This is a genomic window from Streptococcus anginosus subsp. whileyi MAS624, from assembly GCF_000478925.1.
GTDB lineage: Bacteria > Bacillota > Bacilli > Lactobacillales > Streptococcaceae > Streptococcus > Streptococcus whileyi.
Genome location: NZ_AP013072.1, coordinates 807,230 through 832,253 on the forward strand (window position 1 = coordinate 807,230; position 25,024 = coordinate 832,253).

Annotated in this window: 24 protein-coding genes; 18 read left to right on the forward strand and 6 right to left on the reverse strand. The window is 38.7% G+C overall.

Translation table 11 applies throughout. The annotated features are described in order from the left end of the window. Positions 1-2 precede the first annotated feature (2 nt). Together ANG_RS04140 and ANG_RS04145 are read right to left on the reverse strand one after the other, a co-directional pair. Positions 3-329 (reverse strand): replication initiator protein A, encoded by a 327-nt coding sequence (locus ANG_RS04140; RefSeq protein WP_025271686.1) that lies wholly within the window; start codon positions 327-329, stop codon positions 3-5. An 8-nt stretch (positions 330-337) separates the two neighbouring features. Beyond that, on the reverse strand, positions 338-616 hold the full coding sequence (locus tag ANG_RS04145) for a hypothetical protein (protein WP_003035974.1): 279 nt from the start codon (positions 614-616) through the stop codon (positions 338-340). 167 nt (positions 617-783) lie between these two features. On the opposite strand from ANG_RS04145, the gene ANG_RS04150 reads away from it, so the two are divergent. Both ANG_RS04150 and ANG_RS04155 read left to right on the forward strand, forming a co-directional pair. Next, complete coding sequence (locus ANG_RS04150; RefSeq protein ID WP_025271687.1) at positions 784-1,365, forward strand: helix-turn-helix domain-containing protein; 582 nt, start codon at positions 784-786, stop codon at positions 1,363-1,365. Positions 1,366-1,425: 60 nt separating this feature from the next. Further along, positions 1,426-2,583 carry a tyrosine-type recombinase/integrase gene (locus tag ANG_RS04155; protein ID WP_003036223.1) on the forward strand — a complete coding sequence of 386 codons (1,158 nt, stop codon included), beginning with the start codon at positions 1,426-1,428 and terminating at the stop codon, positions 2,581-2,583. A 104-nt stretch (positions 2,584-2,687) separates the two neighbouring features. On the opposite strand, the gene ANG_RS04160 is transcribed toward ANG_RS04155, so the two are convergent. Further along, the gene (locus ANG_RS04160; RefSeq protein ID WP_003023866.1) at positions 2,688-2,933 is read right to left on the reverse strand and encodes a type B 50S ribosomal protein L31; all 246 of its coding nucleotides are present in this window, start codon (positions 2,931-2,933) and stop codon (positions 2,688-2,690) included. Positions 2,934-3,036: 103 nt separating this feature from the next. Next, complete coding sequence (locus tag ANG_RS04165; protein WP_003036201.1) at positions 3,037-3,975, reverse strand: DHH family phosphoesterase; 939 nt, start codon at positions 3,973-3,975, stop codon at positions 3,037-3,039. Between the two features lie 151 nt (positions 3,976-4,126). On the opposite strand from ANG_RS04165, the gene ANG_RS04170 reads away from it, so the two are divergent. The 4 genes from ANG_RS04170 to thrS all read left to right on the forward strand — a co-directional run bounded on the left by ANG_RS04170 (position 4,127) and on the right by thrS (position 9,196). After that, positions 4,127-4,570 (forward strand): flavodoxin, encoded by a 444-nt coding sequence (locus ANG_RS04170; protein WP_025271688.1) that lies wholly within the window; start codon positions 4,127-4,129, stop codon positions 4,568-4,570. Between the two features lie 133 nt (positions 4,571-4,703). Continuing rightward, positions 4,704-6,089: a Fe-S cluster assembly protein SufB gene (gene sufB, locus ANG_RS04175; protein WP_025271689.1), complete on the forward strand. Its 1,386-nt coding sequence runs from the start codon at positions 4,704-4,706 to the stop codon at positions 6,087-6,089. 520 nt (positions 6,090-6,609) lie between these two features. Beyond that, positions 6,610-7,251, forward strand: coding sequence for an adenylate kinase family protein (locus tag ANG_RS04180; RefSeq protein ID WP_003036253.1), 642 nt, complete (start codon positions 6,610-6,612; stop codon positions 7,249-7,251). Beyond that, positions 7,244-9,196, forward strand: coding sequence for a threonine--tRNA ligase (gene thrS / locus ANG_RS04185; RefSeq protein WP_025271690.1), 1,953 nt, complete (start codon positions 7,244-7,246; stop codon positions 9,194-9,196). The genes ANG_RS04180 and thrS overlap by 8 nt, the downstream gene beginning before the upstream one ends. A gap of 188 nt (positions 9,197-9,384) precedes the next feature. Here thrS and ANG_RS04190 read toward each other — a convergent pair whose 3' ends face one another. Continuing rightward, positions 9,385-9,939, reverse strand: a complete 555-nt coding sequence (locus tag ANG_RS04190; protein ID WP_003068478.1) for a TetR/AcrR family transcriptional regulator — start codon at positions 9,937-9,939, stop codon at positions 9,385-9,387. 133 nt (positions 9,940-10,072) lie between these two features. Between ANG_RS04190 and ANG_RS04195 the strand changes: the two genes are divergently transcribed. The 4 genes from ANG_RS04195 to ANG_RS04210 all read left to right on the forward strand — a co-directional run bounded on the left by ANG_RS04195 (position 10,073) and on the right by ANG_RS04210 (position 15,584). Continuing rightward, entirely contained in the window at positions 10,073-10,774 is a 702-nt protein-coding gene (locus ANG_RS04195; RefSeq protein WP_025271691.1) for an ABC transporter ATP-binding protein, read from the forward strand. 14 nt (positions 10,775-10,788) lie between these two features. Next, positions 10,789-14,154 (forward strand): ABC transporter permease, encoded by a 3,366-nt coding sequence (locus ANG_RS04200; protein WP_003035888.1) that lies wholly within the window; start codon positions 10,789-10,791, stop codon positions 14,152-14,154. A 91-nt stretch (positions 14,155-14,245) separates the two neighbouring features. Beyond that, entirely contained in the window at positions 14,246-15,088 is an 843-nt protein-coding gene (locus ANG_RS04205; RefSeq protein WP_003036103.1) for a metallophosphoesterase family protein, read from the forward strand. A gap of 58 nt (positions 15,089-15,146) precedes the next feature. Further along, positions 15,147-15,584 (forward strand): Rrf2 family transcriptional regulator, encoded by a 438-nt coding sequence (locus ANG_RS04210; RefSeq protein WP_003036055.1) that lies wholly within the window; start codon positions 15,147-15,149, stop codon positions 15,582-15,584. A gap of 44 nt (positions 15,585-15,628) precedes the next feature. On the opposite strand, the gene ANG_RS04215 is transcribed toward ANG_RS04210, so the two are convergent. Then, complete coding sequence (locus ANG_RS04215; RefSeq protein ID WP_003035913.1) at positions 15,629-16,405, reverse strand: glycyl-radical enzyme activating protein; 777 nt, start codon at positions 16,403-16,405, stop codon at positions 15,629-15,631. A gap of 132 nt (positions 16,406-16,537) precedes the next feature. On the opposite strand from ANG_RS04215, the gene ANG_RS04220 reads away from it, so the two are divergent. The 8 genes from ANG_RS04220 to ANG_RS04255 all read left to right on the forward strand — a co-directional run bounded on the left by ANG_RS04220 (position 16,538) and on the right by ANG_RS04255 (position 24,972). Then, positions 16,538-17,281 carry a DeoR/GlpR family DNA-binding transcription regulator gene (locus tag ANG_RS04220; protein ID WP_003028982.1) on the forward strand — a complete coding sequence of 248 codons (744 nt, stop codon included), beginning with the start codon at positions 16,538-16,540 and terminating at the stop codon, positions 17,279-17,281. A gap of 18 nt (positions 17,282-17,299) precedes the next feature. Then, a complete protein-coding gene (locus ANG_RS04225; RefSeq protein ID WP_003036043.1) occupies positions 17,300-18,262 on the forward strand; it encodes a sugar-binding transcriptional regulator in 963 nt (320 codons plus the stop codon). 245 nt (positions 18,263-18,507) lie between these two features. Next, positions 18,508-18,831, forward strand: coding sequence for a PTS lactose/cellobiose transporter subunit IIA (locus ANG_RS04230; protein ID WP_003036210.1), 324 nt, complete (start codon positions 18,508-18,510; stop codon positions 18,829-18,831). Positions 18,832-18,851: 20 nt separating this feature from the next. Further along, positions 18,852-19,163 (forward strand): PTS sugar transporter subunit IIB, encoded by a 312-nt coding sequence (locus ANG_RS04235; protein WP_003036028.1) that lies wholly within the window; start codon positions 18,852-18,854, stop codon positions 19,161-19,163. A gap of 11 nt (positions 19,164-19,174) precedes the next feature. Beyond that, positions 19,175-20,476, forward strand: coding sequence for a PTS sugar transporter subunit IIC (locus ANG_RS04240; RefSeq protein ID WP_003035961.1), 1,302 nt, complete (start codon positions 19,175-19,177; stop codon positions 20,474-20,476). A 167-nt stretch (positions 20,477-20,643) separates the two neighbouring features. Continuing rightward, positions 20,644-23,088: a glycyl radical protein gene (locus tag ANG_RS04245; RefSeq protein WP_003036273.1), complete on the forward strand. Its 2,445-nt coding sequence runs from the start codon at positions 20,644-20,646 to the stop codon at positions 23,086-23,088. Positions 23,089-23,102: 14 nt separating this feature from the next. After that, positions 23,103-23,771, forward strand: a complete 669-nt coding sequence (locus ANG_RS04250; RefSeq protein ID WP_025271692.1) for a fructose-6-phosphate aldolase — start codon at positions 23,103-23,105, stop codon at positions 23,769-23,771. Between the two features lie 112 nt (positions 23,772-23,883). After that, positions 23,884-24,972, forward strand: a complete 1,089-nt coding sequence (locus tag ANG_RS04255) for a glycerol dehydrogenase (RefSeq protein ID WP_003036129.1) — start codon at positions 23,884-23,886, stop codon at positions 24,970-24,972. The last annotated feature ends 52 nt before the right edge of the window (positions 24,973-25,024 follow it).

Here is a 25,024-nt window from a genome sequence, read left to right on the forward strand (position 1 = left end):
TTTCATACCTCGTTGATATACATTTTATAGGGCAAACTGTGACCATAATAAATATCTACTCTTTCACGTTCAATCAGATTGACTTCTTCCAATCGTCGCATAATAGTTATCATTGTAATTCTACTACAAGAAAACATCTTGGCTAACTCGTTTAATTTAAAATTTAGATAGACACTCCCATCAACATCTATCCATCCTTTTTCAGGAGCTTCTATCTGTCTATCTTTCAAGACAGAATAAACTAAAATATCTTTAACAGATAGACTACTGTAGAAATCATCTTGCAATAAAACTTTAGGTATTAAGTAATAATCATTTTCATAATCAATCATATTTCTCACCTTTCATATTGTTGTAGCCATTGTGCTACCTTGTGTTTATCGTACAAGGTCACTCCGTCAATGACCATGTGGGGCATGCCTTCACGTTGCCATTTGACAATAGTCGTCGTTGAGACATCTAGCCAACGGCACAAGCCTGCCATACGAACCATAGGCTTATAAAGCTCCTTGTCCTCAAGGGCTTTTTCTATTGCCTTTTGGAGCATATTGTCATAGCGAGCCAGTAACTTCTTTTCAGTTACTTTTGGGAGGTGGATGGTAAAGTTTTCTGTCATATTCTGACCCCTTTCTTAATTTTATAAGCTCCGAATCAACTTGTTACAACTTTTTTGTAATCGGATATATTTTATTACAAAAATAATGTAAAATCAAGTACAAATTACAATTTTTTTGTAAAAAAAATAATTTATGATATAATAAGCCATAAAATGGAGGTGAGCAGATGGACAATAAAGTTAGAGAATTGAGAATACAAACAAAAAAAACGATGAAGGAATTATCAAAGGAGACTGGTATAGGTTTATCAACTATTTCCAATTACGAAAATGGCTATTCAAATCCTAAAAAGAAAAATGCGCAAATTCTAGCAGAATATTTTGGTGTGTCTATCCCTTACTTACTGGGGCTTGATGATAACCCTGTATTAGTCAATTCAGGATCAGCCAAAGAAATTTTTAAAGGCTTCGCAAAAGTGCTTCAGGGAAAAAGTACGATTGAAAATAAAATCACTAAATGGACGCCTTTTGGTGATGATCTTGCCATTATACTTGCAGAACTCAATCAATCAGAGGCATTGTCTGATTACATTGATTTTCTAGCAAGTAAAAAAGACTTTAACCCTATTTTGGTTAAAGCTATTAAGGAATTTATAGTAGACGAAAATCAGGGTCTTATTCCTTTCCTGATTAACAAATCAGGAGCAGAAGACTCTCCTTATCATTATGTCTGGGAGGCATGGGTAGAGAGTCCTGAATACAAGAGACGGCAAGAAGAGAAAAAGAGCAAAAGAGCAAGAAATAACTGACAATCATGATTTCTTTATTTTATAAGCTCCGAAACCTTAAAAAATAAAGGAGAAATTAGAATGTCTATTATTAAATACAAGGCTAAAAAGTCTAAATCAGGGTATCTTTATAAGGTCAGAATCTACAGGGTGATTGATGGCAAACGTCAGAACTTCTTTAAAAGCGGTTTTAAGAGCTTTAGAGAGGCTAGACAGTATGAAGCCATGTTTTACCACAAAAAAGCGTCAGGAGACCTCTCAGAACTTCTGAGAGCCTCTGAGAGACGTTTTGATGAAGTTTTTGAGGAATGGTTCAAAACTTATCAATATACAGTAGAGAGGACGACAAGCGTCCGTACAGATGACTTGTTTAGAATTCATATCTTGCCAGTTCTTGGAAAGATGAAAATTTCCAAAATTACTCCTTGGCAATGCCAGGACTTTATTACCGAAAAAGGTCAGACTTTTAGAAATATCAAACAGGTCAAATCTTACACTAGTCAAGTGTTTGATTTTGCTTTGAAAATGAAATTGATTACAGACAACCCAATGAAGCAAACGATACTCCCAAAAAGAGAGCGGAAGAAGTCAGATAACTTCTTTAGCGTTGAGGAGTTGCATGAGTTTTTAGCTATTATTAAGGCAGAAGAGCCTTATAAAAACTATGCCTTATTTCGTTTGTTGGCCTATAGTGGCTTAAGGAAAGGGGAGCTGTATTCTTTGAGGTGGTCTGATATTGATTTTGATAATCAATTACTTTCTATCAGCAAAAATCTAGGTAGAATCAAGGGGAAAGCAGTTGAGAAAAGCACCAAAAACAGGTTTTCAATACGACAAATCCCTTTAGATACTGAGACAGCCTGGATTTTGCAAGAGTGGAAACAAAAGAGCAGAAGAGAAAGTGGGCAACTGTCAGTTACCCCATTGATTGATAGCGATTATATGTTTACGTTTGTTGACCGAGAGGGAAAGATAGAACCTTTATATCAGGACTATATCAATAGTGTTCTAAAGCGCATCATCAGGAAACATGGCTTGAAGAAGATAACTCCTCATGGCTTCAGACATACTCATGCTACCTTGATGATTGAAGTAGGGGTTGATCCTGTCAATGCAGCCAAAAGGTTAGGTCATGCAAGTAGTCAGATGACCCTGGATACTTATAGCCATTCTACGGTAGCAGGAGAGAAGAAAGCTATCACAAAATTTGTAGATTATCTGGATAGTGCAAAAGGTTAGTTTTCCAAGACGGTACCAAAAACGGTACTAAAAACGAAAAAAGCCAATTCCAATTTCTTGGAAAAGGCTTTGTATCAACGCTTTTAAGCAAGCAATGCGGTTGATTATTTGAGACCGTATTTTTTGTTGAAACGATCCACACGTCCATCTGCTTGAGTGAATTTTTGACGTCCAGTATAAAATGGATGTGAGTCTGATGAAATTTCCACACGGATCAAAGGATAAGTGTTTCCATCTTCCCATTCAACAGTTTCGCTAGAATACTTAGTAGAACCACTAAGGAATTTGTAGCCAGTTGAAGTATCCATAAAGACAACAGGACGGTATTCAGGATGAATATCTTTTCTCATTTTTAAAAATTTCCTTTCTGCCATGGTCTCTCTGCGAGCCATAGATTCGTTACTTTGATAGTTTACCAAATTCTAGCGGATTTGACAAGTCTTTTCTACCAAATTATTTCCTTTTTGCCAATTCTTTCAATTCTTGATAAACTTCTTCGATTTCTTCTTTGGAGTAAGCATTGGCACCACTGGCAAGAGGATGACCGCCTCCGTCGTGTTTTTTAGCTACTTCATTAATCGGGATAAATTTACTCCGCAACCGAACGCGATAGTTGCCATTTTCTTGCTCAACAAAAATTCCCCATAATTCAACGCTGTCAATACGCCCCGGAGCTGAAACGATAGCAGAAGTGTCAGCATCTGTTAAATGATTGGCTTTGAGAAGTTCCTGAGTTAAAATGACACGAGCTGCACCATTTTCGTCGACTTCTAAATGGTCGTAAACATAGCCTTGGAGTTTAGCGATTTGGTAGCTGAAAGAGTCCATTTTTCGAGCCAAAGCAGCAAAATCAAAGGGATATTCGCGAAGTTTACTTGCGACAGCCATTGTACGAGCGGTTGTGGCAGGATATAGGAAACGTCCTGTATCACCGACAATTCCAGCATAAAGCAGTTTAGCGGAATAATCATCTAGTTTCAGTTTATTTTCCAATGCAAAGAGAGCAATTAACTCACTAGCACTACTAGAGCTAGTATCTACCCAAGAAATGTCTCCGTAAATGTCATCATTTGGATGATGATCGATTTTGATGAGAAAATCCCCTTTGTTGTACCGTTCATCATCAATCCGAGCAGTATTTGCCGTATCACAAACAATAACTAAAGCATGTTTGTAATCATCGTCTGAAACATCATCCATTTTAGCCAGCCAGGCAAGAATAGGTTCAGTCTTTCCTGCTACTTTAATCTTTTTCTCAGGGAAATTGACTTGAAGTAATTTTTTCAAACCGACTTGACTTCCTAAGGCATCAGGATCAGGTCGCATGTGACGATGAATGATAATCGTATCATATTCTTTAATTTTATGTAAAATTTGCTTGAAAATTTCCATATGATAACCTCCGCTCTACCTTTTATTCATTGTATCATAAGATGATTATTTTAAAAAGTAAAAGGGAAAAGTAGGGAACTTTAAGAGATTTGAAGTGCAACAATTTGTTCAATGTGTTATAATAAACTGATAGAATTTTTTGGAGGAAATTATGGCTTTAGCAAAAATTGTATTTGCGAGTATGACAGGAAATACAGAAAAAATCGCAGATATTGTAGCTGATAAATTAAAAGAACTTGGTTTAGAAGTAGATATTGATGAATGCACAACGGTTGATGCAGAGGAATTTCTAGAAGCAGACATCGCAATCGTTGCTTCTTACACATACGGTGACGGCGAGTTGCCTGATGAAATTGTTGATTTTTATGAAGATTTAGCTAGTCTTGACTTGACCGGAAAGATTTATGGTGTTGTCGGGTCAGGCGATACATTTTATGATGAGTTTTGTAAGGCAGTAGATGACTTTGATCGCGCTTTTGCAGCGACAGGTGCTGAAAAAGGTGCTGAAAATGTCAAAGTCGATCTATCAGCAGAAGATGAAGATATTGAAAATCTGGAGAAGTTCGCTGAAGCATTAGCCGAAAAAGTACGGTAATCATGTAAGAAGGCTGGGAAATTTTCCTAGTCTTTTTTAGCTTAATTTATTATATTTTAGGCATATATTCTGACATTTCTAATATAGAATAGTATAATAAGAGAAGATAATTTGTATCAATGGGAGGAATGAGATGACGAAAGTACGAGATTATGCTTTTGGATTTCATGACGATGTGAAGCCTTTGTTCTCGACTGGTAAGGGTCTGACAGAAGAGGTTGTTCGTGAAATTTCTGAAATTAAAAATGAACCGCAATGGATGTTGGATTATCGTTTGCGTTCTTTAGAATTGTTCCATAAGTTGCCCATGCCTGATTTTGGACCAGATTTATCCGGCATACGATTTGATGATATTATCTATTATCAAAAATTAAGTGGAGATCGGGCTAGAAGTTGGGATGAAGTGCCAGATGAAATAAAGAAAACCTTTGAGCGTTTGGGTATTCCTGAAGCAGAGCGCCAATTTTTGTCAGGAGCTGTTGCTCAATATGAATCTGAGGTAGTCTATCATAACATGAAAGAAGAATTTGCCAAGCAAGGCATTATCTTTACCGATACCGACACGGCAGTACAAGAATATCCGGATTTGGTGAAAAAATACTTTGGCACAGTCATTTCTAATGCAGAGCATAAGTTTTCCGCTTTAAACAGTGCAGTTTGGTCGGGTGGGACCTTTATCTATGTGCCAAAAAATGTTCAATGCCAGGTGCCGGTTCAGACATACTTTCGTATCAATGGAGAAAATGCTGGTCAATTTGAACGCTCGCTCATTATCGTAGAAGAGGGTGGCTCTATTCAATACATTGAGGGCTGCACAGCGCCGACTTATACGACCAATAGTCTTCATGCTGCAAATGTGGAAATTATTGTCAAAAAAGATGCTTTTTTCCGCTATACAACGATTCAAAACTGGTCAGACAACGTTTATAATCTGGTGACAGAGCGTGGAACGGTTGAAGAAGGCGGTACTTTGGAATGGATTGACGGAAATCTAGGCAGCAAGGTCAATATGAAATATCCTTGTAGCATTCTTAATGGTCGTAATGCAAGAACTTCGGTCCTTTCTATGTCCTTTGCTAATTATGGTCAGCATTTAGATGCAGGCTGTAAAGTTTATCACAATGCGCCAAAGACTTCTAGCACATTAATTTCTAAGTCTGTTGCAAAAGACGGAGGTAAGACAGATTATCGCGGTCAAGTCCGTTTTGGCAAGAATAGTGCTGGTTCAAAGTCTCACATTGAATGCGACACGATTCTTATGGATGGTGAATCCAGCTCAGATACCATTCCATTTAATGAAATTCACAATTCGAATGTTGCACTGGAACACGAAGCTAAAGTTTCTAAGGTTTCGGAGGATCAGCTTTATTACCTTATGAGCCGCGGTATTAGCGAAGAAGAAGCAACTGCCATGATTATCAATGGCTTTATGGAGTCAATTACCAAAGAGCTCCCAATGGAGTACGCAGTTGAGCTCAATCAGCTCATCAACATGAGTATGGAAGGATCTGTAGGATAGAAGTAAAAACAGTCGGTAAGACTGTTATTTTTGTCCCTGATTAAAAGAAGAGAACACAAAAAGCACCGAATCGGTGCTCCCTTTTTCAAGTTGAGTACGGACTGGATTAAAAATCACTGCCTTATTTTAACTTGCTGTGTTGTTTCGAATAGTTCCAAAACAAGCTACCGTCAGCGTTGAGCTGAGCTGTTGTTTTAGAGCTGTGCTGTTTCGAATGGTTCCAAAACACAATACACTTTAATCATAGGACTTGCAAAATTTTTCAATCGTGCTATAATACCTTTTAGAGACATATCGCTGACTGGAATCTTTTAGAGAGCGCGTGGAGCTGAAAATCGCGCAGAGGAAGGCAGTTGAGACTACTCTGTTAGCTTTTATGCAAACATAAAACGGTGGCTACGTTAGAGCCAATCAGAGGTGTCGACAAACTTTTTTGTTGTACATGAATGAAGGTGGAACCACGTTGCGACGTCCTTTTCGGGATGTCGTTTTTTTTATTTTGTTGAAGGGAGGAAAAGTTATGCTCTATATGATTGGCGGATCACCCTGCAGCGGGAAATCAACGCTCGCTTCCCTTCTTGCTCGGAAGTACGATTTGCTTCATATCAAGCTGGATGATTTGGTAGACGAGATGATGAGTCAAGCAAGTGTAGACTCACGGCCGATTTGCCTTCTTAGACAGGACAGAAATCCGGATCAAATCTGGTTGAGAAATCCAGAGGAGATGGCAGATGAAGAATGGCACTTTTATGAAGAGATTTTTCCTTATGTAAAATCTTACTTGATAAAAAATCAAGATAGACCACTCTTGGTGGAGGGGGCAGGACTTTTGCCTCACTTGGTAAAGGAGCTTGAATGGCCAGCGTCTTCCTATCTATGCTTGACTCCGACAGCTGATTTTCTGAAAAAGCATTATAAACAGAGAGAATGGGTTCCTTATGTCTTAGGGGGAACATCCAATCCTGAGCAAGCTTTTGAAAACTGGATGCAGCGGGACATTCTGTTTGCCCAAATGGTTCGGAAGGAAGCTCAGAAATTAGGCTATCCCAGTCTCATGACAGATGGCAGTCGATCGGAAAAGGAGACTGCTGAAAAGATTGCCAGGCTCTTAAAATTGCCCAATACAAATAAAATAGATATAAAAGGAGAAAACTATGATTAAGATTACTTTCCCAGATGGCGCTGTTCATGAATACGAAAGTGGCAGCACAACTTTTGATATTGCTCAGTCTATCAGCAATTCCTTGGCAAAGAAAGCCTTGGCTGGTAAATTCAACGGCAAACTCATCGATACCACTCGTCCTATCACAGAAGACGGTAGCATCGAAATTGTGACACCTGACCATGAAGATGCTCTTCCTATTTTGCGCCATTCGGCTGCTCATCTCTTTGCCCAAGCTGCTCGTCGTCTCTTCCCAGATATTCACTTGGGTGTCGGTCCAGCTATTCAGGACGGATTTTACTATGATACAGACAATACTGCAGGACAAATTTCCAACGAAGACTTGCCTCGTATCGAAGAAGAAATGAAGAAGATTGTCAAGGAGAATTTCCCGTCAATTCGCGAAGAAGTGACAAAAGATCAAGCACGAGAAATTTTCAAGAATGATCCTTACAAGTTGGAATTGATTGAGGAGCATTCAGAAGATGAAGGTGGTTTGACAATCTACCGTCAAGGTGAATATGTGGATCTCTGTCGTGGACCTCATGTACCGTCAACTGGACGTATTCAAATTTTCCATTTGTTAAATGTAGCGGGTGCTTACTGGCGTGGAAATAGCGATAATGCTATGATGCAACGGATTTATGGTACAGCTTGGTTTGATAAGAAAGATTTGAAAAACTATCTTCAAATGCGTGAAGAAGCGAAGGAACGTGACCACCGTAAGCTCGGTAAAGAGTTGGATCTTTTCATGATTTCTCCTGAAGTTGGGCAAGGTCTTCCATTCTGGCTTCCAGATGGTGCGACTATTCGTCGTATCGTGGAGCGCTATATTACAGACCGCGAAGTCAATGACGGCTACCAACACGTGTATACGCCACCGCTTGCAAGTGTGGAATTATACAAAACTTCTGGTCACTGGGAACATTACCAAGAAGATATGTTCCCGCCAATGGATATGGGAGACGGTGAACAATTTGTTCTTCGTCCGATGAATTGCCCACACCATATTGAGGTTTATAAAAACCATGTTCATTCTTATCGTGAGTTACCTATTCGTATTGCGGAACTTGGTATGATGCATCGCTTTGAAAAATCAGGTGCACTTTCAGGACTCCAACGTGTTCGTGAAATGACCCTAAACGATTCTCACTTATTTGTCATGCCAGAGCAAATTCAAGAAGAATTTAAACATGTGCTGGATTTGATGATTGACGTTTACAAAGACTTCAATATTACAGATTATCGTTTCCGTCTGTCTTATCGTGATCCGAATGACAAACATAAATATTTTGATAATGATGAAATGTGGGAAAATGCTCAACGCATGCTAAAAGGAGCAATGGATGATTTAGGTTTGGACTATTTTGAGGCAGAAGGTGAAGCTGCTTTCTACGGTCCTAAGTTGGATGTTCAAGTAAAAACAGCTCTTGGAAATGAAGAAACTCTTTCCACTATTCAATTGGACTTCTTGCTACCAGAACGTTTTGATCTTCATTATATCGGAGCAGACGGTGAAGAGCATCGTCCAGTTATGATTCACCGTGGTATTGTGTCTACGATGGAACGCTTTATTGCTTACTTGATTGAAACTTACAAAGGTGCGTTCCCAACTTGGCTGGCACCTCATCAAGTGACGGTCATTCCAATTTCTAATGAAGCGCATGCTGATTACGCTTGGAAAGTAGCGAAAGAACTGCGCAATCGTGGTGTCCGTGTGGATGTCGATGAACGCAATGAAAAAATGCAATACAAGATTCGTCAAAGTCAAACTCATAAAGTTCCTTATCAATTGATTGTAGGGGACAAGGAACAAGCAGATGGTACGGTGAATGTCCGTCGTTATGGCAGCAAACAAACGCATACAGAAACAATTGCAGAATTTGTAGACCATATTTTGGCTGATATTGCTAGAAAATCACGCATAGATGATAAGGACAACTAAGCTAAAAAGTAGATGATAGGTTGCAACGATGACACGACTGGTTATAAAGATATGCAATAGAACATCATAGCCTGTATGCTGTCGTCTCATTTTACAACCTTTCAATTTCTGAGCTTTAGAAAAAATGTATATCAAAAACTCTATTTCTAATTGAGGAAATCCCTTTTATAGAAATAGAGTTTTTTAGTTTACAATCGCCAAGCATCGTAATCAAAGGTTTGTAAAATCATATTCGTCATTTCTTCAGGCGTTTCTTTAGTGCCGCTTGAAATCCAGAGTGAGATAATGCCCTCTATGCTAGATAGAAAAACTTCAAGTGCATATTTTTCAGAAATGGGGAAATTTTCTTTTAAAAAGTGTTCGGTTTGAACTTTGTGCTGATCGTTCGTTAAAATACTAAGCATAAATTCACGGATTGTTTCACGGAAATTGAGGTAATGACTTTGAGAAACAGCATAAATTAGGTCATGGTTTTGTTGGAGATAGCTTAGATTGGTAATGATTAGGTCATGTGTGTTTGTAGTTTCTTCAAAATTTTTACGTAATTGGGAAATAATTTCTTCTTTTAGTGTTTCAATTAGGTCGAATTTATCAAGATAATGAAGGTAGAAAGTTCCACGGTTGATACCTGCTCGTTGACAGAGTTTACTAACGGAAATTGTTTCAAATTTTTCTTCTAACAAGAGCTGAATGAGGGCTTCTCTGATATGCTGCTTGGTTGCTGTTTGTCGATTTTGTACCATAATACTCCTTAAATGAACACTCTGTTGATAATTGATGATTGCCTTTATGTTAAGTCTATTTTATAATAAAGATAGGATCTAATCAACAGCTTGTTTATTTAATTGGACATGGAAACTGAAAGAGGAAAAGGCGATGGCTTATATTGAAATGAAGCATAGTTACAAACGATATCAAATGGGAGACACAGAAATCATTGCTAACAATGACATCTCTTTTGAAATTGAAAAAGGTGAGCTAGTCATCATTCTTGGAGCTTCAGGCGCTGGAAAATCGACGATTCTGAACATTCTTGGTGGAATGGACAGCAATGACGAGGGAGATGTCCTGATTGATGGGCAAAATATAGCACATTACAACGCTCACCAGTTGACGGACTATCGGAGAAATGATGTTGGTTTTGTATTTCAATTTTATAATTTAGTTCCTAATCTGACGGCGCTAGAGAATGTTGAGCTGGCTTCAGAAATTGTTCAAGATGCACAGGATGCAGCAGAAACGCTAGCAGCAGTTGGCTTGGAAAATCGTCTCAATAATTTTCCTACTCAATTATCTGGTGGCGAGCAGCAACGTGTTTCCATTGCGCGTGCCGTGGCAAAAAATCCTAAAATTTTGCTTTGTGATGAACCAACAGGCGCGCTGGATTATAAAACAGGTAAGCATGTGTTGCAAATCCTTCAAGATATGTCACGTAAACAAGGTGCGACAGTGATTATTGTGACCCATAATAGTGCCTTAGTTCCGATTGCAGACCGTGTGATTCATATGCATGACGCACGGATACAGTCCGTCACTTTGAATGAACATCCTCAAGATATTGCAAGTCTAGAGTATTAGTGAGGAGTGGTGATATGAAAAAATCCATTCTAAATAAGGATATCTGGCTCTCTTTTCGTCAGTCCAAAGGACGCTTTCTGTCCATTATGTTTTTGATGATGTTAGGTTCTTTTGCGCTAGTGGGCCTGAAAGCAGCCAGTCCAGACATTGAAAATTCAGCCAATCGTTACCTTTCACAGATGAAAATGATGGATTTGGCAGTGATGTCAGATTATGGTATCAGCAAAGCTGACCAAAAAGAACTTAATGGAATTCCAAATGCACAGGTAGAATATGGTTATTTTACAGATACGGTGGTTGGAGATAGCTCAACTTCTGTTCGAGTTTTTTCTCAGACAACTAATATTTCTAAGTTCAAGCTTGTTTCAGGTCATTTTCCAACCAAGGAAAATCAAGTGGCTTTGGCTAGTTTTTATCAAGGAAAATACAAGATTGGTGATAGCATTACTTTGAACGAGGAAGGAACCACTAATTATGCTCTAAAGCAGCATACCTTTACGGTGACAGGGTTCGTCAATTCAAGTGAATTGGCTTCGACGATTTCTCTTGGCAATTCTAACTCAGGGAGTGGGACCTTATCTGCTTATGCAGTGGTGATGCCAAAAACATTTCAAAGTTCAGTCTATACAGTTGCTCGTTTGAAGTATGACGATTTAAAAACACTTAATTCTTTTGGAGATTCCTATCGAAAAAAGGTAAAACAGCACGAAAATGAGCTGGAAAAGCTACTGGCTGATAATGGGAAAAATCGTTTATCAGAGATAAAAGCCCAAGCACAGACAAAAATTGCGGACAGCGAAGCAAACATTCGAACTTCTCAACAAGCATTGACAGATGCCATGCAGAAACTAACGACTGCGCAGAATCAAATTGATCAAAAAAGAGCAGATTTAGAGCTTGCTCAAGGTCAACTAACTGAAAAAGAAAACTTGCTTGCACAGGGCGCAGCTCAAATTGCACAGGCTGAACAAACTTTAGCAAGCTCAAAAGCAAAATTGGATACAGCCGCTGCTCAACTTTCTTCAGGTTGGGCACAATTGAACCAAATGAAAACCCAATTAGATCAGGCAGCTAGTCAGTTGTCTGCTGCAAAAGAAAATGTAACAAATGCTCAAGCTACATTAGCTACAGCGCAGGTAGAATTGGAAAAAGGTCAAATGCAACTTGCAGCTGCAAAAACTGATTTGCAGACCAAAATAGCTGCGCTACAAGCACAAGGAATTGATCCAGCAACAGTGCCTGAAATTGTGGCAGCACAAACTCAACTAGCACAAGAAGAAGCAAAATTAAATCTTGCTCGTACAGAATTAGAGAAAAAGCAGGCTGAATTTCAAACTGGACTGTCGCAGTACAAAAGCCAAGAAGCGCTTTATCAAGCAGGACTTGCCCAATACCAATCTGCAGCTGAGGCATTGAAGGCGAAACAAGCTGAATATGACGCAGGCTTAGCTCAATATCAAAACGGTCAGGCAACCTTAAAAAATAAACAAGCTGACTACCAAGCAGGTCAAGCCCGATTAGCACAAGCAAAACAACAAATCGCAGATGGTCAGGTGCAATTGGATCAAGCTCAGGCAACATTGAACGATAAAAAAACTGAATACGAAAAGCAAAAGAAAGATGCTGAAACAAAAATAAAAAATGGGCAAGCGGACATTCAAAAGGCAAAAGATGAAGTAGCTAGCTTGTCTGTACCAACCTACCGTGTGTATACACGTCGGACATTTCCAGGAGCTGACGAGTACACAACAACGGGGAATCGTGCTTATGGAATCTCAGCTGTAGGAAATGCTTTCCCGATTGTACTATATCTGGTAGCGGCCCTTGTAACAGTAACGACCATGACGCGTTTTGTCAGCGAAGAACGCACAAATGCAGGTGTTTTAAAAGCTTTGGGTTATCGGAATCAAGATGTTGTTAAGAAATTTGTCGTTTATGGCTTGGTTTCAAGTTTATTAGGTACAGTAATGGGAAGTTTGTTAGGTACTTATTTCTTACCCTACATCTTAGGGAAAACGATTTTTAAAACCTCCACTTATCCAGCTTTGCGATTAGACTTTTATTGGGGAATCAGCCTCATTGCTCTCGTGTGCTCGGTCTTGTGTGGCGTTGTACCAGCCCTTTATATTGCTCACAAAGAGTTGAAAGAAAAACCGTCTCAATTATTGTTGCCTAAGGCACCTACCAAAGGCTCAAAAATCTTGCTAGAGCGGATTGACTTCATTTGGCGTCGCCTCAGCTTTACGCAAAAAGTGACAGCTCGAAATATCTTTCGTTACAAGCAAAGAATGCTGATGACTATTTTTGGTGTGGCAGGCTCCGTCGCCCTCTTATTTGCCGGTCTGGGGATGTCTTCTTCTATGGAAGGTATGGGAAATCGGCAGTATGGAGAAATTATCAAATACGATGCGGTCATTTCGCAAAAACATCATCTCAAATCAGACGAGCAAGCAGCAATCAATCATTTATTAGCAGATAAAAAAATAGCTAAAAAACACGGTATTTATCAAGAAACATTTACCAAAAAAATCAAGGGGGCTAAAGATGAACAATCTCTCGCATTATTTGTGACAACAGGCAAGGATTTTCATCATTTCATAGAGCTATATGATAGTCAAAGCAAAGCGAGCTTGAACTTGTCTTCACATGGAGCGGTCATTTCTCAGAAATTAGCAACCATTATGCATGTTTCTGTTGGAGATACTTTTGAGGTGACATCCGATGAAGGAAAACGCTATAAAATCAAAGTTTCTGGTATCACTGAAATGTACGCAGGGCATTTTATCTTTATGAATCAGGACTATTATCAAACGGTATTTGCTCGTAAGTTCCAAGAAAATGCTTATCTGATAAAATTGAAAGATTCCTCTAGTAAAAATATACAAGATACTGCAGCAGCATTCATGAAATTAACAGGTGTACGAGCAGTTGTACAAAATACGGGGATTTTGGAACAAATTGATGTCATTGTCAAATCTCTTGGCTTTGTAATGCAGATTTTAACTGTTGCCTCTATTTTACTAGCCATTGTGATTCTTTATAACTTGATGAATATCAATGTTGCAGAGCGGATTCGAGAATTATCAACGATTAAAGTATTGGGATTTCATAATAAGGAAGTCACACTTTATATTTATCGAGAGACCATTCTTTTGTCTATTATTGGCATTATTGTAGGCTTGTTTTTAGGAAATATTTTACATCGTTTTCTTTTAGAGACAATTGCTCCGGATGCCTTTCTGCTCAACCCGACAGTATCGGTATTTGTCTATCTTGTACCAGTCTTTTCTATCATCATGATTTTGATTGTCTTAGGATTTATGGTCAATGCAATATTGAGACGTATTGATATGTTAGAAGCATTAAAGTCGGTAGATTGATAAGGCAGTAAAACTTTCACTCAAACTTGGGAGTGGAAGTTTTTTCTTGGTTTGTTATAATATTTTTATAAAGGACAGACGAAACGATACAATGAAACGAAAAATTGCTTTATTATCAGATATTCACGGGAATACGACAGCTTTAGAAGCTGTGTTAGCAGATGCCAAAAAGGAACAGGTGACCGATTACTGGTTTTTGGGAGATTTATTGGCACCGGGAACGGGTCGAAGGAAGATTCTTGACTTAATGGCTACTTTACCGATTAGTCTTCAAGTGCGGGGAAATTGGGAAGATAGCATTTGGAATGCTCTTCATGGGAAATTAGATATCAGTCGCCCTAGTCATTTATATATGGTTTGTATGTGCCAGTATCTTTTGGAAGAAGTCACACCTGAGGAACTGAATCGATTGCATGAATTGCCTTTGCAGCGTTTGACCAAAGTTGGCGATTTAGAAATCGCTGTGACTCATCATTTGCCAGATAAAAATTGGGGACGAGAGTTGATTCATATTGGTCAACAAGAGAACTTTGATCGCCTGTTTGAAGGTAACAATTGTGCCATTGCCATTTATGGGCATATCCATCAGCAATTTCTTCGTTATGCGACGGGTGGGCAGATGATTATCAATCCAGGATCTATCGGTCAGCCGTTCTTTCTAGATGCTTGTTTGCGAAAGGATCTGCGAGCTCAGTATGCTATTTTAAAAATTGATGAACAAGGTTTAGCGGATGTTGACTTTAGGCGAGTCGCTTATGATGTAAATAAAGAACTGGAAATGGCGAGAATATTGAAGTTGCCTTATTATGAAGTGTATTACGAAAGTTTAGTCAATGGAATTCATCATACGCATAATCATGATTTACTTCGGGCGATTAGTGAGCGAGAAGATTATGTTGCACATCTCAAGGAGTTTTTAAGAAGTAACACTTGAAGTTACAACATAAATAAAGTATACTAGTAATAGAATCAGCAAATGAAAGGAGTTTTACATGCAAATTTCGAGTCGTTTCACCATTGCCACGCACATGCTGACTGTTATAGCACTAGAATGTCAAGAACATAAGGTAACTAGTGATTTTTTAGCTGATAGCGTTGGAGTAAATCCTGTCATTATTCGCAAGACATTATCACAGTTGAAAAGCGCAGGCTTGATTTCCGTTGCGCGTGGAACGGGCGGAGCTATCATCAGGAAAGATTTAAAAGACATTACCCTTTTAGATGTCTATCAAGCAGTAGAAAGTCTAGGCAAATCTGGGCAACTCTTTAGCTTTCATGAACATCCCAATCCATCTTGTCCCATTGGCAGAAATATTCATTTTGTTTTAGATGATAAATTGGCGGAAATTCAAGCAGCAATGGAAAAAGAACTGAACAAGACCAGTCTGGCAGATGTCGTTGCATCCGCCCAAGAAAAGATAAAAAAATAATCCATTTCGTAAGAAATGGATTGTTTTTTGGAGAAAAAGAGGAGCTAAAAATAACAGTTGATTTCATAATCAAGAAAAACTTGCTGATAATCATAGAGGTCTTCCGGATGTAGAGCTTGCACATTTTCCATTTCATAAGAACGTTTTAGTAATTTATATTTATTTTCACCGAATTGATGAAAAGGTAAGAGTTGTACTTGGTCAATAGATAATTTTTTAAATAAAACAGCAAATTGTTCGGCATCTTCTAGAGAGTCATTAAAGCTAGGGATAACAGGAATACGCAGGACAATGGTTTTTTGTTGCGAAAAAGCATAATGAATATTTTTGATAATTAGTTCATTTTTGACCCCTGTGACTTTGCGGTGATTGATGGTGTTATAATGCTTTAAGTCAGTATAGATAAAATCTACATACTGGAGCAAATCAACGAATTTGTTATGATCTACAAAGGCTGTCGTTTCAATTGCTGTATGGATACCTTTTTCTTTGGCAGCTTTAAGGATTGCTTTGGCAAATTCAAACTGAGCAAAGATTTCTCCACCAGACAAAGTCAGGCCCCCACCTGATTCTTCATAAAATTCTCTATCTTTGAGAACTTCTTTGATAATCTCTTCAACGCTTTTTTCCTCTCCCATGGTGATAGTCTTTTTGCTAGAAGCGTCTAACATGGGCTCAGGTTTAAATTTCTGAGATTCTGGATTGGCACACCAAGGACAGCGTAAGGGACAGCCTTTTAGAAAAACAGTTGTCCGAATTCCTGGTCCGTCGTGAATACTAAAATGTTGAATATTAAAGATGATTCCTTTTTCTGCACTCATGATGTACACTCTTTTCTTGCTTATTTTCTTTTATTATATCAAACAAACGAAAGAAAAACAATTACGAATGAAACTATTTTTTATTTTATTTATTCCTTAAATTCTGTTAAAATAAAGAATGAGGTGAATAAAATGGAACGTTTAGATGAAATCGTTAAGCTCGTTTCGGAGTTTGAAAAAATTGATGTTAATACTTTATCTGATAAATTAAAAGTCTCTAAAGTAACGATTCGGAAAGATTTGGATAAGCTGGAAATGAAAGGCTTGCTTCATCGGGAGCACGGTTATGCGGTCTTAAATAGTGGTGATGACTTGAATGTCCGGCTTTCTTTTCATTATGATACCAAGCGAAAGATAGCACAAGAAGCGGCAAAAATTGTTGCAGACAATGAAACGATTATCATTGAATCTGGTTCAACTTGTGCTCTGTTGGCTGAAGAAATCTGTCGTACTAAGAAGAATGTGAAAATTATTACAAATTCTTATTTTATCGCAGACTATGTGAGAAAAGTAGATTCTTGTAAGATTATCTTACTAGGCGGTGAATTTCAGAATGATTCGCAAGTTACGGTCGGTCCTTTGCTTAAGGAAATGATTCAATTTTTCCATGTAGAACATGCTTTTGTAGGGACGGATGGCTATGATGAAGAGCTTGGTTTTACAGGTAAAGATTTAATGCGTAGCGAAGTGGTGCAATATATGTCGGAAGCATCTGACAAAATGATTGTGTTAACAGATTCGAGTAAATTTGACAAAAGAGGGACTGTCAAGCGTTTTGGTTTGAAACAGGTTTCGCAGGTGGTAACGGATCAAGCTATTCCGACAGCCGCGGTTCAACGCCTAAAAGCAGCCAATATCAAATTGACTCTAGTCTGATAAGTAGAGGGAGATAAGATGAAAAGTGAAAGAAAAAGGCTATTAGCTAAGATTGCTTATCTTTATTATGTAGAGGAGAAAAGTCAGGCAGAAATTGCAGCAGAGACAGGGATTTATCGGACAACTGTGAGTCGTATGCTGGCTGAAGCTAAAAAGGAAGGCATTGTCAAAATCGAGATTGAAGCCTTTGATACGCGTTTGTTTCATTTAGAAAATGTAGTGAAAGAGAAGTATGGGTTAAAAGGACTTGAAATCGTAGCAAATCAAGTGGATGATTCACCTTCTGATTTGGAGCAGCGGTTAGCTCAATCAGCGGCAGGAATGCTTCGGGGGATGATTGATGACAATGCTAAAGTTGGATTTTCATGGGGAAAGAGTCTTAGTCTCTTGGTAGAACACTCGGGCAGTCGGCACTTGAATAATGTGCATTTTTTTCCATTGGCTGGCGGACCTAGCCATATTCATGCTCGTTATCATGTTAATACCCTCATTTACAGTATGGCTAATAAATACCATGGGGATTGTCGCTTTATGAATGCGACGATTATACAGGAAGACGAGATCTTAGCAAAAGGAATTTTGTCTTCTAAATATTTTGAGGACTTAAAAAGAAGTTGGCAAGAACTAGATGTGGTTGTTGTTGGTATTGGTGGACAAGTGGATGAAAAGAATCGGCAGTGGTTGGATATGCTGACGGTTGAAGATTTTCGTACAGTGGAAAATGAAGGAGCTGTCGGAGAAATTTGTTGCCGCTTTTTTGATGAAAATGGTGAGTTGGTTGATGAACAGTTGCAAAATCGAACAGTTGCTATTTCTTTAGATTATTTAAAAACAGTTCCTAACAGTCTGGCTTTTGCCTATGGTCGTCAAAAAGCTGCCGCTATTTTGGCGGTTTTACGTGCTGGGTATGTCAACCATTTAGTTACAGATGAAGCAACTATTTTAAAAGTGTTGGAATTGGATAATAGTGCAGTTAATTAGTGGTTTATAAAAATTCTCCTTTTCCTCGTTATTTCATCTTCAAAAGGTCAAGAATAATGATTCTGACCTTTTTTATTTCACTTGATAAGCACAAATGTGCGATAAATATAAAAAAAGAGAATTTGTTCAGTGATATATTGACGGAATAAGAGAAAGATGATAAATTTGAGTTACAAACAAAAATAAAACGCTTTCAAATAAAAGAAAGATATATTTTGTAAATAAAAATAGGAGTAACGTTAAATATGGAAGTGATTGTAGCTGATCAAATCATTATGGGGTTAATCTTGCATGCTGGGGATGCCAAACAGCATATTTACCAAGCTTTATCATTGGCAAAAAATGGTGAATTTGAAAAATGTGATGAGCATTTGAAATTGGCAGATCAGGCATTGTTAGAAGCTCATAATCTACAAACCGAGTTTTTGGCACAGGAAGCAGGGGGAACAAAGACAGAAATCACAGCTTTGTTTGTCCACTCTCAGGATCATTTGATGACCAGTATTACAGAAATTAATCTTATCAAGGAAATCATTGACTTGAGAAAAGAATTACAAGTGAAAAAATAAATCATCAGGAGGATGAAGATATGATTAAAATTGGGCTGTTTTGTGCAGCAGGTTTTTCAACAGGAATGTTGGTCAATAATATGAAAATAGCTGCGAAAGAAGCTGGTTTAGAGGTTGAGATTGATGCTTATTCTCAGGCCAAGTTAGCAGATTATGCACCAAACCTGGATGTTGCTTTGTTAGGACCACAAGTAGCTTATACTTTGGATAAGTCAGCTGCCATTTGCGAAGAGAACCATATTCCAATTGCGGTCATTCCAATGGCGGACTATGGCATGCTAGATGGTAAAAAAGTATTGAATCTCGCTTTGGGACTTTTGGAACAAAAATAAGGAGCTTAGTTATGGCTAAAGTAGATACTCAAAAAATTATTGCGCCAATTATGAAATTTGTTAATATGCGCGGTATAATTGCCTTAAAGGATGGCATGTTGGCAATTCTCCCCTTGACAGTTGTTGGAAGTATCTTTCTGATTGTAGGACAGTTACCATTTGAAGGACTCAATCAAGCAATTGCAGGTATTTTTGGGAAAAATTGGACTGAGCCATTTATGCAGGTTTACTCGGGAACTTTTGCGATTATGGGTTTGATTTCCTGCTTTTCTATAGGATATTCTTATGCTAAAAATAGTGGTGTAGAGCCTCTGCCGGCAGGTGTGTTATCTGTGTCTTCTTTCTTCATTCTTTTAAAATCTTCTTATATTCCAGAAAAAGGTGAAGCAATTACAGACGCGATTGCCAAGATTTGGTTTGGCGGTCAGGGGATTATTGGAGCCATTATTATTGGTTTGGTTGTCGGTAGTATCTATACCATGTTTATTCAAAAACATATTGTTATTAAGATGCCAGAGCAAGTTCCTCAAGCGATCGCCAAGCAATTTGAGGCTATGATTCCAGCTTTTGTGATATTCTTCCTTTCCATGGTAGTCTATATTCTTGCTAAAATGCTGACAAAGGGTGGTACTTTTATCGAAATGATTTACGGTGTGATTCAAGTACCGCTGCAAGGATTGACTGGTTCCCTTTACGGTGCAATCGGTATTGCCTTTTTCATCTCTTTCCTATGGTGGTTTGGTGTACACGGACAATCTGTTGTCAATGGTGTAGTGACCGCTCTCTTACTTTCAAATCTGGATGCTAATAAAGCCTTGCTTGCTGCTGGAAAGTTATCTGTTGGAAAAGGTGCTCACATTGTCACTCAGCAATTCTTGGATAGTTTCCTTATTTTGTCTGGTTCTGGTATTACTTTTGGTTTGGTGGTAGCCATGCTCTTTGCAGCTAAGTCTAAGCAATATAAAGCACTAGGAAAGGTTGCTGCTTTTCCAGCAATCTTTAATGTCAATGAACCGATTGTCTTTGGATTCCCAATTGTTATGAATCCCGTCATGTTCTTGCCTTTTATTCTTGTACCTGTTTTAGCGGCTGTAATTGTTTATGGCTCTATAGCAATTGGCTTTATGCAGCCATTTTCAGGGGTGACCTTGCCATGGAGTACACCAGCTATTATTTCTGGTTTCTTAGTGGCAGGATGGCAAGGTGCTCTCATCCAAGTTGTCATTTTAGCTATGTCCACTCTCATCTATTTCCCATTCTTTAAATTCCAAGACAATCTTGCTTACAGTAATGAACTGAAAGCGGAAGGATAAACTACATTGTATCACTGTAAAGAAATTATTTTAACGTTGATTGAGCACAAATGTGCAAAAAATCTTTAATTTGATAATTAATTATAAATGATTGAATTTTTGCATCTTGCATGCTACAATAGTTACGAAAGAAATAAAAATAATTTCATAAGAAAGGTTGTGCTGTGATGACTAATGTAAAAGAAATAGAAAAAACGACGATACAAACGAATTATTTTGGTAGTTTAACGGACCGAATGAACAAGTATCGGGAAGATGTGCTGGACAAGAAACCTTATATTGATGCTGAACGTGCTGTTCTTGCAACAAGAGCTTATCAAGAGCATAAAGAAAAGCCAAATGTTCTGAAGCGTGCTTATATGCTTAAGGAAATTTTGGAAAATATGACGCTTTATATTGAAGATGAGACCATGATTGTTGGAAATCAGGCTTCATCTAATAAAGATGCACCTATTTTCCCAGAGTATACTTTAGAATTTGTACTCAATGAATTAGATCTTTTTGAAAAGCGCGACGGTGATGTTTTCTATATTACAGAGGAAACCAAAGAACAAATCCGGAGCATCGCTCCCTTCTGGGAAAACAATAACCTCCGTGCTAGAGCTGGGGCTTTACTTCCAGAAGAAGTTCAGGTTTATATGGAAACTGGCTTCTTTGGCATGGAAGGAAAGATGAACTCTGGTGATGCTCACTTGGCAGTCAACTATCAAAAATTGCTTCAATATGGTTTGAAAGGTTTTGAGGAAAAAGCTCGGGCAGCTAAGGAGGCCTTGGATTTAACAGATCCGGCTAGTATTGATAAATATCATTTCTATGATTCAATTTTCATTGTAGTGGATGCTGTGAAAGCTTATGCGGATCGTTTTGCCGTCTTGGCTAATCAATTAGCTGAAAAAGCAGAAGAGCCTAAACGCCGTCAGGAACTATTAGAAATTGCTAGAATCTGTTCTAAAGTACCGTATGAGCCAGCATCAACATTTGCTGAAGCTGTTCAATCTGTTTGGTTTATCCAGTGTATCCTCCAGATTGAGTCTAACGGACATTCGCTCTCTTATGGCCGCTTTGATCAGTACATGTACCCTTATGTCAAGGCAGACTTGGAAGCTGGTCGTGAGACAGAAGCTAGTATTGTGGAACGTTTAACCAATCTGTGGATTAAGACGATTACGATCAATAAAGTACGCAGTCAGGCTCATACTTTCTCATCTGCTGGTAGTCCTTTGTATCAAAATGTGACAATTGGTGGACAAACACGTGATAAGAAAGATGCTGTAAATCCCCTTTCATATCTGATTTTGAGATCTGTTGCACAGACGCATTTGCCACAGCCGAACTTAACAGTTCGCTACCATGCTGGTCTAGATGCTCGTTTTATGAGCGAATGCATAGAAGTTATGAAACTAGGTTTTGGAATGCCTGCTTTCAATAATGACGAGATTATCATCCCATCCTTTATCGCAAAAGGCGTTTTGGAAGAAGATGCATACGACTATAGTGCCATCGGTTGTGTGGAAACTGCCGTGCCTGGTAAATGGGGCTACCGTTGTACGGGTATGAGCTACATGAACTTCCCTAAAGTGCTTCTCATCACGATGAACGATGGAATTGATCCCGCATCTGGCAAGCGTTTTGCACCAAGCTTCGGTCATTTTAAAGACATGAAGAGTTTTGCTGAGCTGCAAACGGCTTGGGACAAGACTTTGCGCCACTTGACTCGTATGAGTGTCATCGTGGAAAATTCTATCGACCTGTCTCTTGAAAGAGAAGTGCCGGATATCCTCTGCTCAGCTTTGACAGATGATTGTATCGGACGCGGTAAGCATTTGAAAGAGGGGGGAGCTGTCTATGACTATATTTCTGGTCTCCAAGTCGGTATTGCCAATCTATCAGACTCACTAGCAGCAATCAAGAAGCTAGTCTTTGAAGAAGGAAAACTGACTCCAGCTGAACTCTGGCATGCGCTTGAAACGGACTATGCAGGTGAGCGTGGCAAGGAAATTCAAGAGATGTTGATTCATGATGCACCGAAATATGGTAATGATGATGATTATGCGGATAAGCTGGTGACTGATGCTTACGATATTTATGTGGATGAAATCGCTAAATATCCAAATACCCGTTATGGACGCGGTCCAATTGGTGGTATCCGCTACTCAGGAACATCTTCTATTTCAGCCAATGTTGGTCAAGGTCGCGGTACTTTGGCGACACCAGATGGCCGCAATGCAGGGACACCGCTCGCTGAAGGCTGTTCTCCATCTCACAATATGGACAAGAATGGTCCGACTTCTGTATTGAAATCTGTTTCTAAATTGCCGACAGATGAAATCGTTGGGGGCGTTCTGCTCAATCAAAAAGTGAATCCTCAGACCCTGTCTAAGGAAGAAGATAAAATTAAATTGATTGCTTTACTTCGTACGTTCTTTAACCGTTTGCACGGTTATCATATTCAATACAATGTTGTTTCTAGAGAAACCTTGATTGATGCGCAAAAGCATCCTGAAAAACACCGTGATTTGATTGTGCGTGTTGCAGGATATTCGGCATTCTTCAATGTACTCTCAAAAGCAACACAAGATGATATTATCGGACGTACAGAACACACATTATAAAAGAGGTCCAGTTTATGGAATTCATGCTTGATACATTAAATGTAGAAGAAATAAAAAAATGGTCGCAAGTTCTCCCCTTGGCAGGAGTGACTTCTAACCCGACCATCGCTAAAAAAGAGGGAGAGATTGATTTCTTTAAACGTATCCAAGAAGTTAGAGAAATTATTGGGGAAGCTCCTTCCATTCATATTCAGGTTGTTGCCAAAGACTATCAGGGAATTTTAAAAGATGCAGCTGAAATTCGCAAGCATTGTAGTGGAAATGTGTTTGTCAAAGTACCTGTAACCCCTGAAGGTTTAGCCGCTATAAAAGTTTTAAAAGCAGAAGGTTACAAGATTACGGCAACTGCTATTTATACTATTTTCCAAGGTTTGTTAGCCATTCAAGCAGGTGCAGATTATTTAGCTCCTTATTATAACCGTATGGAAAATTTGAACATTGATTCAGATGCAGTTATTGGCCAATTGGCGGATGCGATTGCGAAAGAAGGTTCATCTAGCAAAATTTTAGCAGCTTCCTTTAAAAATGTAGGACAAGTCGACAAGGCTTTTGCTGATGGTGCCCATGCTATTACAGCAGGTGCAGATGTCTTTGAATCAGCTTTTGCTGTACCGTCTATCTCAAAGGCAGTGGATGATTTCGCTACCGACTGGGCAGTGATTCACCATCAAGAGTTTATTTAAACTAGTTATAAAAATTATTCCAATAGCTTTGAGGCATTCTAAAAATCTAAAAAGTTGTTAAGAAGTTAGAAAAGCTTTTAGAGCTGTTTCATTAAAGAAAAAGAGGTGTCTTATGAACATTTTTGCAAGTCCGTCTCGTTATATTCAGGGTGAAAATGCCCTCTTTGAAAATGCCAGTCAAATCCTCAAATTAGGTAGTCGCCCTGTGTTGCTTTGTGATGATGTCGTCTACCAGATTGTTGGAGAGAAATTTCAGGCTTATCTAACTCGATATGGTCTTCATGTGCTGCATGTTAGTTTTAATGGTGAAGCTTCGGATAATGAAATCAATCGGGTAGTCGCTTTAGCTGAAAAAGATGGAGCCGATCTAGTGATTGGTCTTGGCGGTGGAAAAACAATTGACAGTGCTAAGGCAATTGCAGATTTATTGGGAAGTCCCGTCGTAATTGCACCGACTATTGCTTCAACAGATGCACCAACATCAGCTCTTTCAGTAATTTATACTGAGGAAGGAGCATTTGAGAAATATATTTTTTACACCAAGAACCCAGATCTTGTCCTGGTAGATTCAAAGGTCATTGCTCAAGCTCCAAAGCGCTTGTTAGCTTCTGGAATTGCAGATGGTTTAGCGACTTGGGTTGAAGCGCGTGCGGTTATGCAGGCAAATGGAGAGACCATGCTAGGACAAAGACAGACTTTAGCAGGCGCAGCTATTGCCCAAAAATGTGAAGAAACTCTTTTTGCAGATGGTTTACAAGCACTGGCTGCTTGTGAGGCGCAGGTGGTAACACCAGCCCTTGAGCATATCATTGAGGCTAATACGCTTCTCAGCGGTGTTGGTTTTGAAAGTGGTGGATTGGCTGCGGCTCATGCCATTCATAATGGATTTACAGCTCTGACTGGTGATATTCATCATCTGACTCATGGAGAAAAAGTAGCTTATGGAACGCTAACACAGCTCTTTCTTGAAAACCGTCCAAAAGAGGAATTGGAAAAATATATTCGTTTCTATCAGAAAATTGGTATGCCTACGACTTTGGCAGAAATGCATTTAGAAAATGCCAGCTATGATGATTTGCTCAAGGTTGGTAAGCAAGCTACTATTGAAGGTGAAACCATTCATCAGATGCCGTTTAAGATTTCAGCATCTGATATTGCGGGTGCTATCCTAGCAGTCGATCGTTATGTAAACTCCTTATAAAAATAAAAAGAAACAAGTCCGATTAGATTGGACTTGTTTTTTCGTGTAGTGA

Excerpts from the sequence above, each read along its gene's own strand:
- ANG_RS04145 (WP_003035974.1), bottom strand. The coding sequence starts at position 616 with ATGACAGAAAACTTTACCATCCACCTCCCAAAAGTAACTGAAAAGAAG.
- ANG_RS04150 (WP_025271687.1), top strand. The coding sequence starts at position 784 with ATGGACAATAAAGTTAGAGAATTGAGAATACAAACAAAAAAAACGATG.
- ANG_RS04155 (WP_003036223.1), top strand. The coding sequence starts at position 1,426 with ATGTCTATTATTAAATACAAGGCTAAAAAGTCTAAATCAGGGTATCTT.
- ANG_RS04160 (WP_003023866.1), bottom strand. The coding sequence starts at position 2,933 with ATGAGAAAAGATATTCATCCTGAATACCGTCCTGTTGTCTTTATGGAT.
- ANG_RS04165 (WP_003036201.1), bottom strand. The coding sequence starts at position 3,975 with ATGGAAATTTTCAAGCAAATTTTACATAAAATTAAAGAATATGATACG.
- ANG_RS04170 (WP_025271688.1), top strand. The coding sequence starts at position 4,127 with ATGGCTTTAGCAAAAATTGTATTTGCGAGTATGACAGGAAATACAGAA.
- sufB (WP_025271689.1), top strand. The coding sequence starts at position 4,704 with ATGACGAAAGTACGAGATTATGCTTTTGGATTTCATGACGATGTGAAG.
- ANG_RS04180 (WP_003036253.1), top strand. The coding sequence starts at position 6,610 with ATGCTCTATATGATTGGCGGATCACCCTGCAGCGGGAAATCAACGCTC.
- thrS (WP_025271690.1), top strand. The coding sequence starts at position 7,244 with ATGATTAAGATTACTTTCCCAGATGGCGCTGTTCATGAATACGAAAGT.
- ANG_RS04190 (WP_003068478.1), bottom strand. The coding sequence starts at position 9,939 with ATGGTACAAAATCGACAAACAGCAACCAAGCAGCATATCAGAGAAGCC.
- ANG_RS04195 (WP_025271691.1), top strand. The coding sequence starts at position 10,073 with ATGGCTTATATTGAAATGAAGCATAGTTACAAACGATATCAAATGGGA.
- ANG_RS04200 (WP_003035888.1), top strand. The coding sequence starts at position 10,789 with ATGAAAAAATCCATTCTAAATAAGGATATCTGGCTCTCTTTTCGTCAG.
- ANG_RS04205 (WP_003036103.1), top strand. The coding sequence starts at position 14,246 with ATGAAACGAAAAATTGCTTTATTATCAGATATTCACGGGAATACGACA.
- ANG_RS04210 (WP_003036055.1), top strand. The coding sequence starts at position 15,147 with ATGCAAATTTCGAGTCGTTTCACCATTGCCACGCACATGCTGACTGTT.
- ANG_RS04215 (WP_003035913.1), bottom strand. The coding sequence starts at position 16,405 with ATGAGTGCAGAAAAAGGAATCATCTTTAATATTCAACATTTTAGTATT.
- ANG_RS04220 (WP_003028982.1), top strand. The coding sequence starts at position 16,538 with ATGGAACGTTTAGATGAAATCGTTAAGCTCGTTTCGGAGTTTGAAAAA.
- ANG_RS04225 (WP_003036043.1), top strand. The coding sequence starts at position 17,300 with ATGAAAAGTGAAAGAAAAAGGCTATTAGCTAAGATTGCTTATCTTTAT.
- ANG_RS04230 (WP_003036210.1), top strand. The coding sequence starts at position 18,508 with ATGGAAGTGATTGTAGCTGATCAAATCATTATGGGGTTAATCTTGCAT.
- ANG_RS04235 (WP_003036028.1), top strand. The coding sequence starts at position 18,852 with ATGATTAAAATTGGGCTGTTTTGTGCAGCAGGTTTTTCAACAGGAATG.
- ANG_RS04240 (WP_003035961.1), top strand. The coding sequence starts at position 19,175 with ATGGCTAAAGTAGATACTCAAAAAATTATTGCGCCAATTATGAAATTT.
- ANG_RS04245 (WP_003036273.1), top strand. The coding sequence starts at position 20,644 with ATGACTAATGTAAAAGAAATAGAAAAAACGACGATACAAACGAATTAT.
- ANG_RS04250 (WP_025271692.1), top strand. The coding sequence starts at position 23,103 with ATGGAATTCATGCTTGATACATTAAATGTAGAAGAAATAAAAAAATGG.
- ANG_RS04255 (WP_003036129.1), top strand. The coding sequence starts at position 23,884 with ATGAACATTTTTGCAAGTCCGTCTCGTTATATTCAGGGTGAAAATGCC.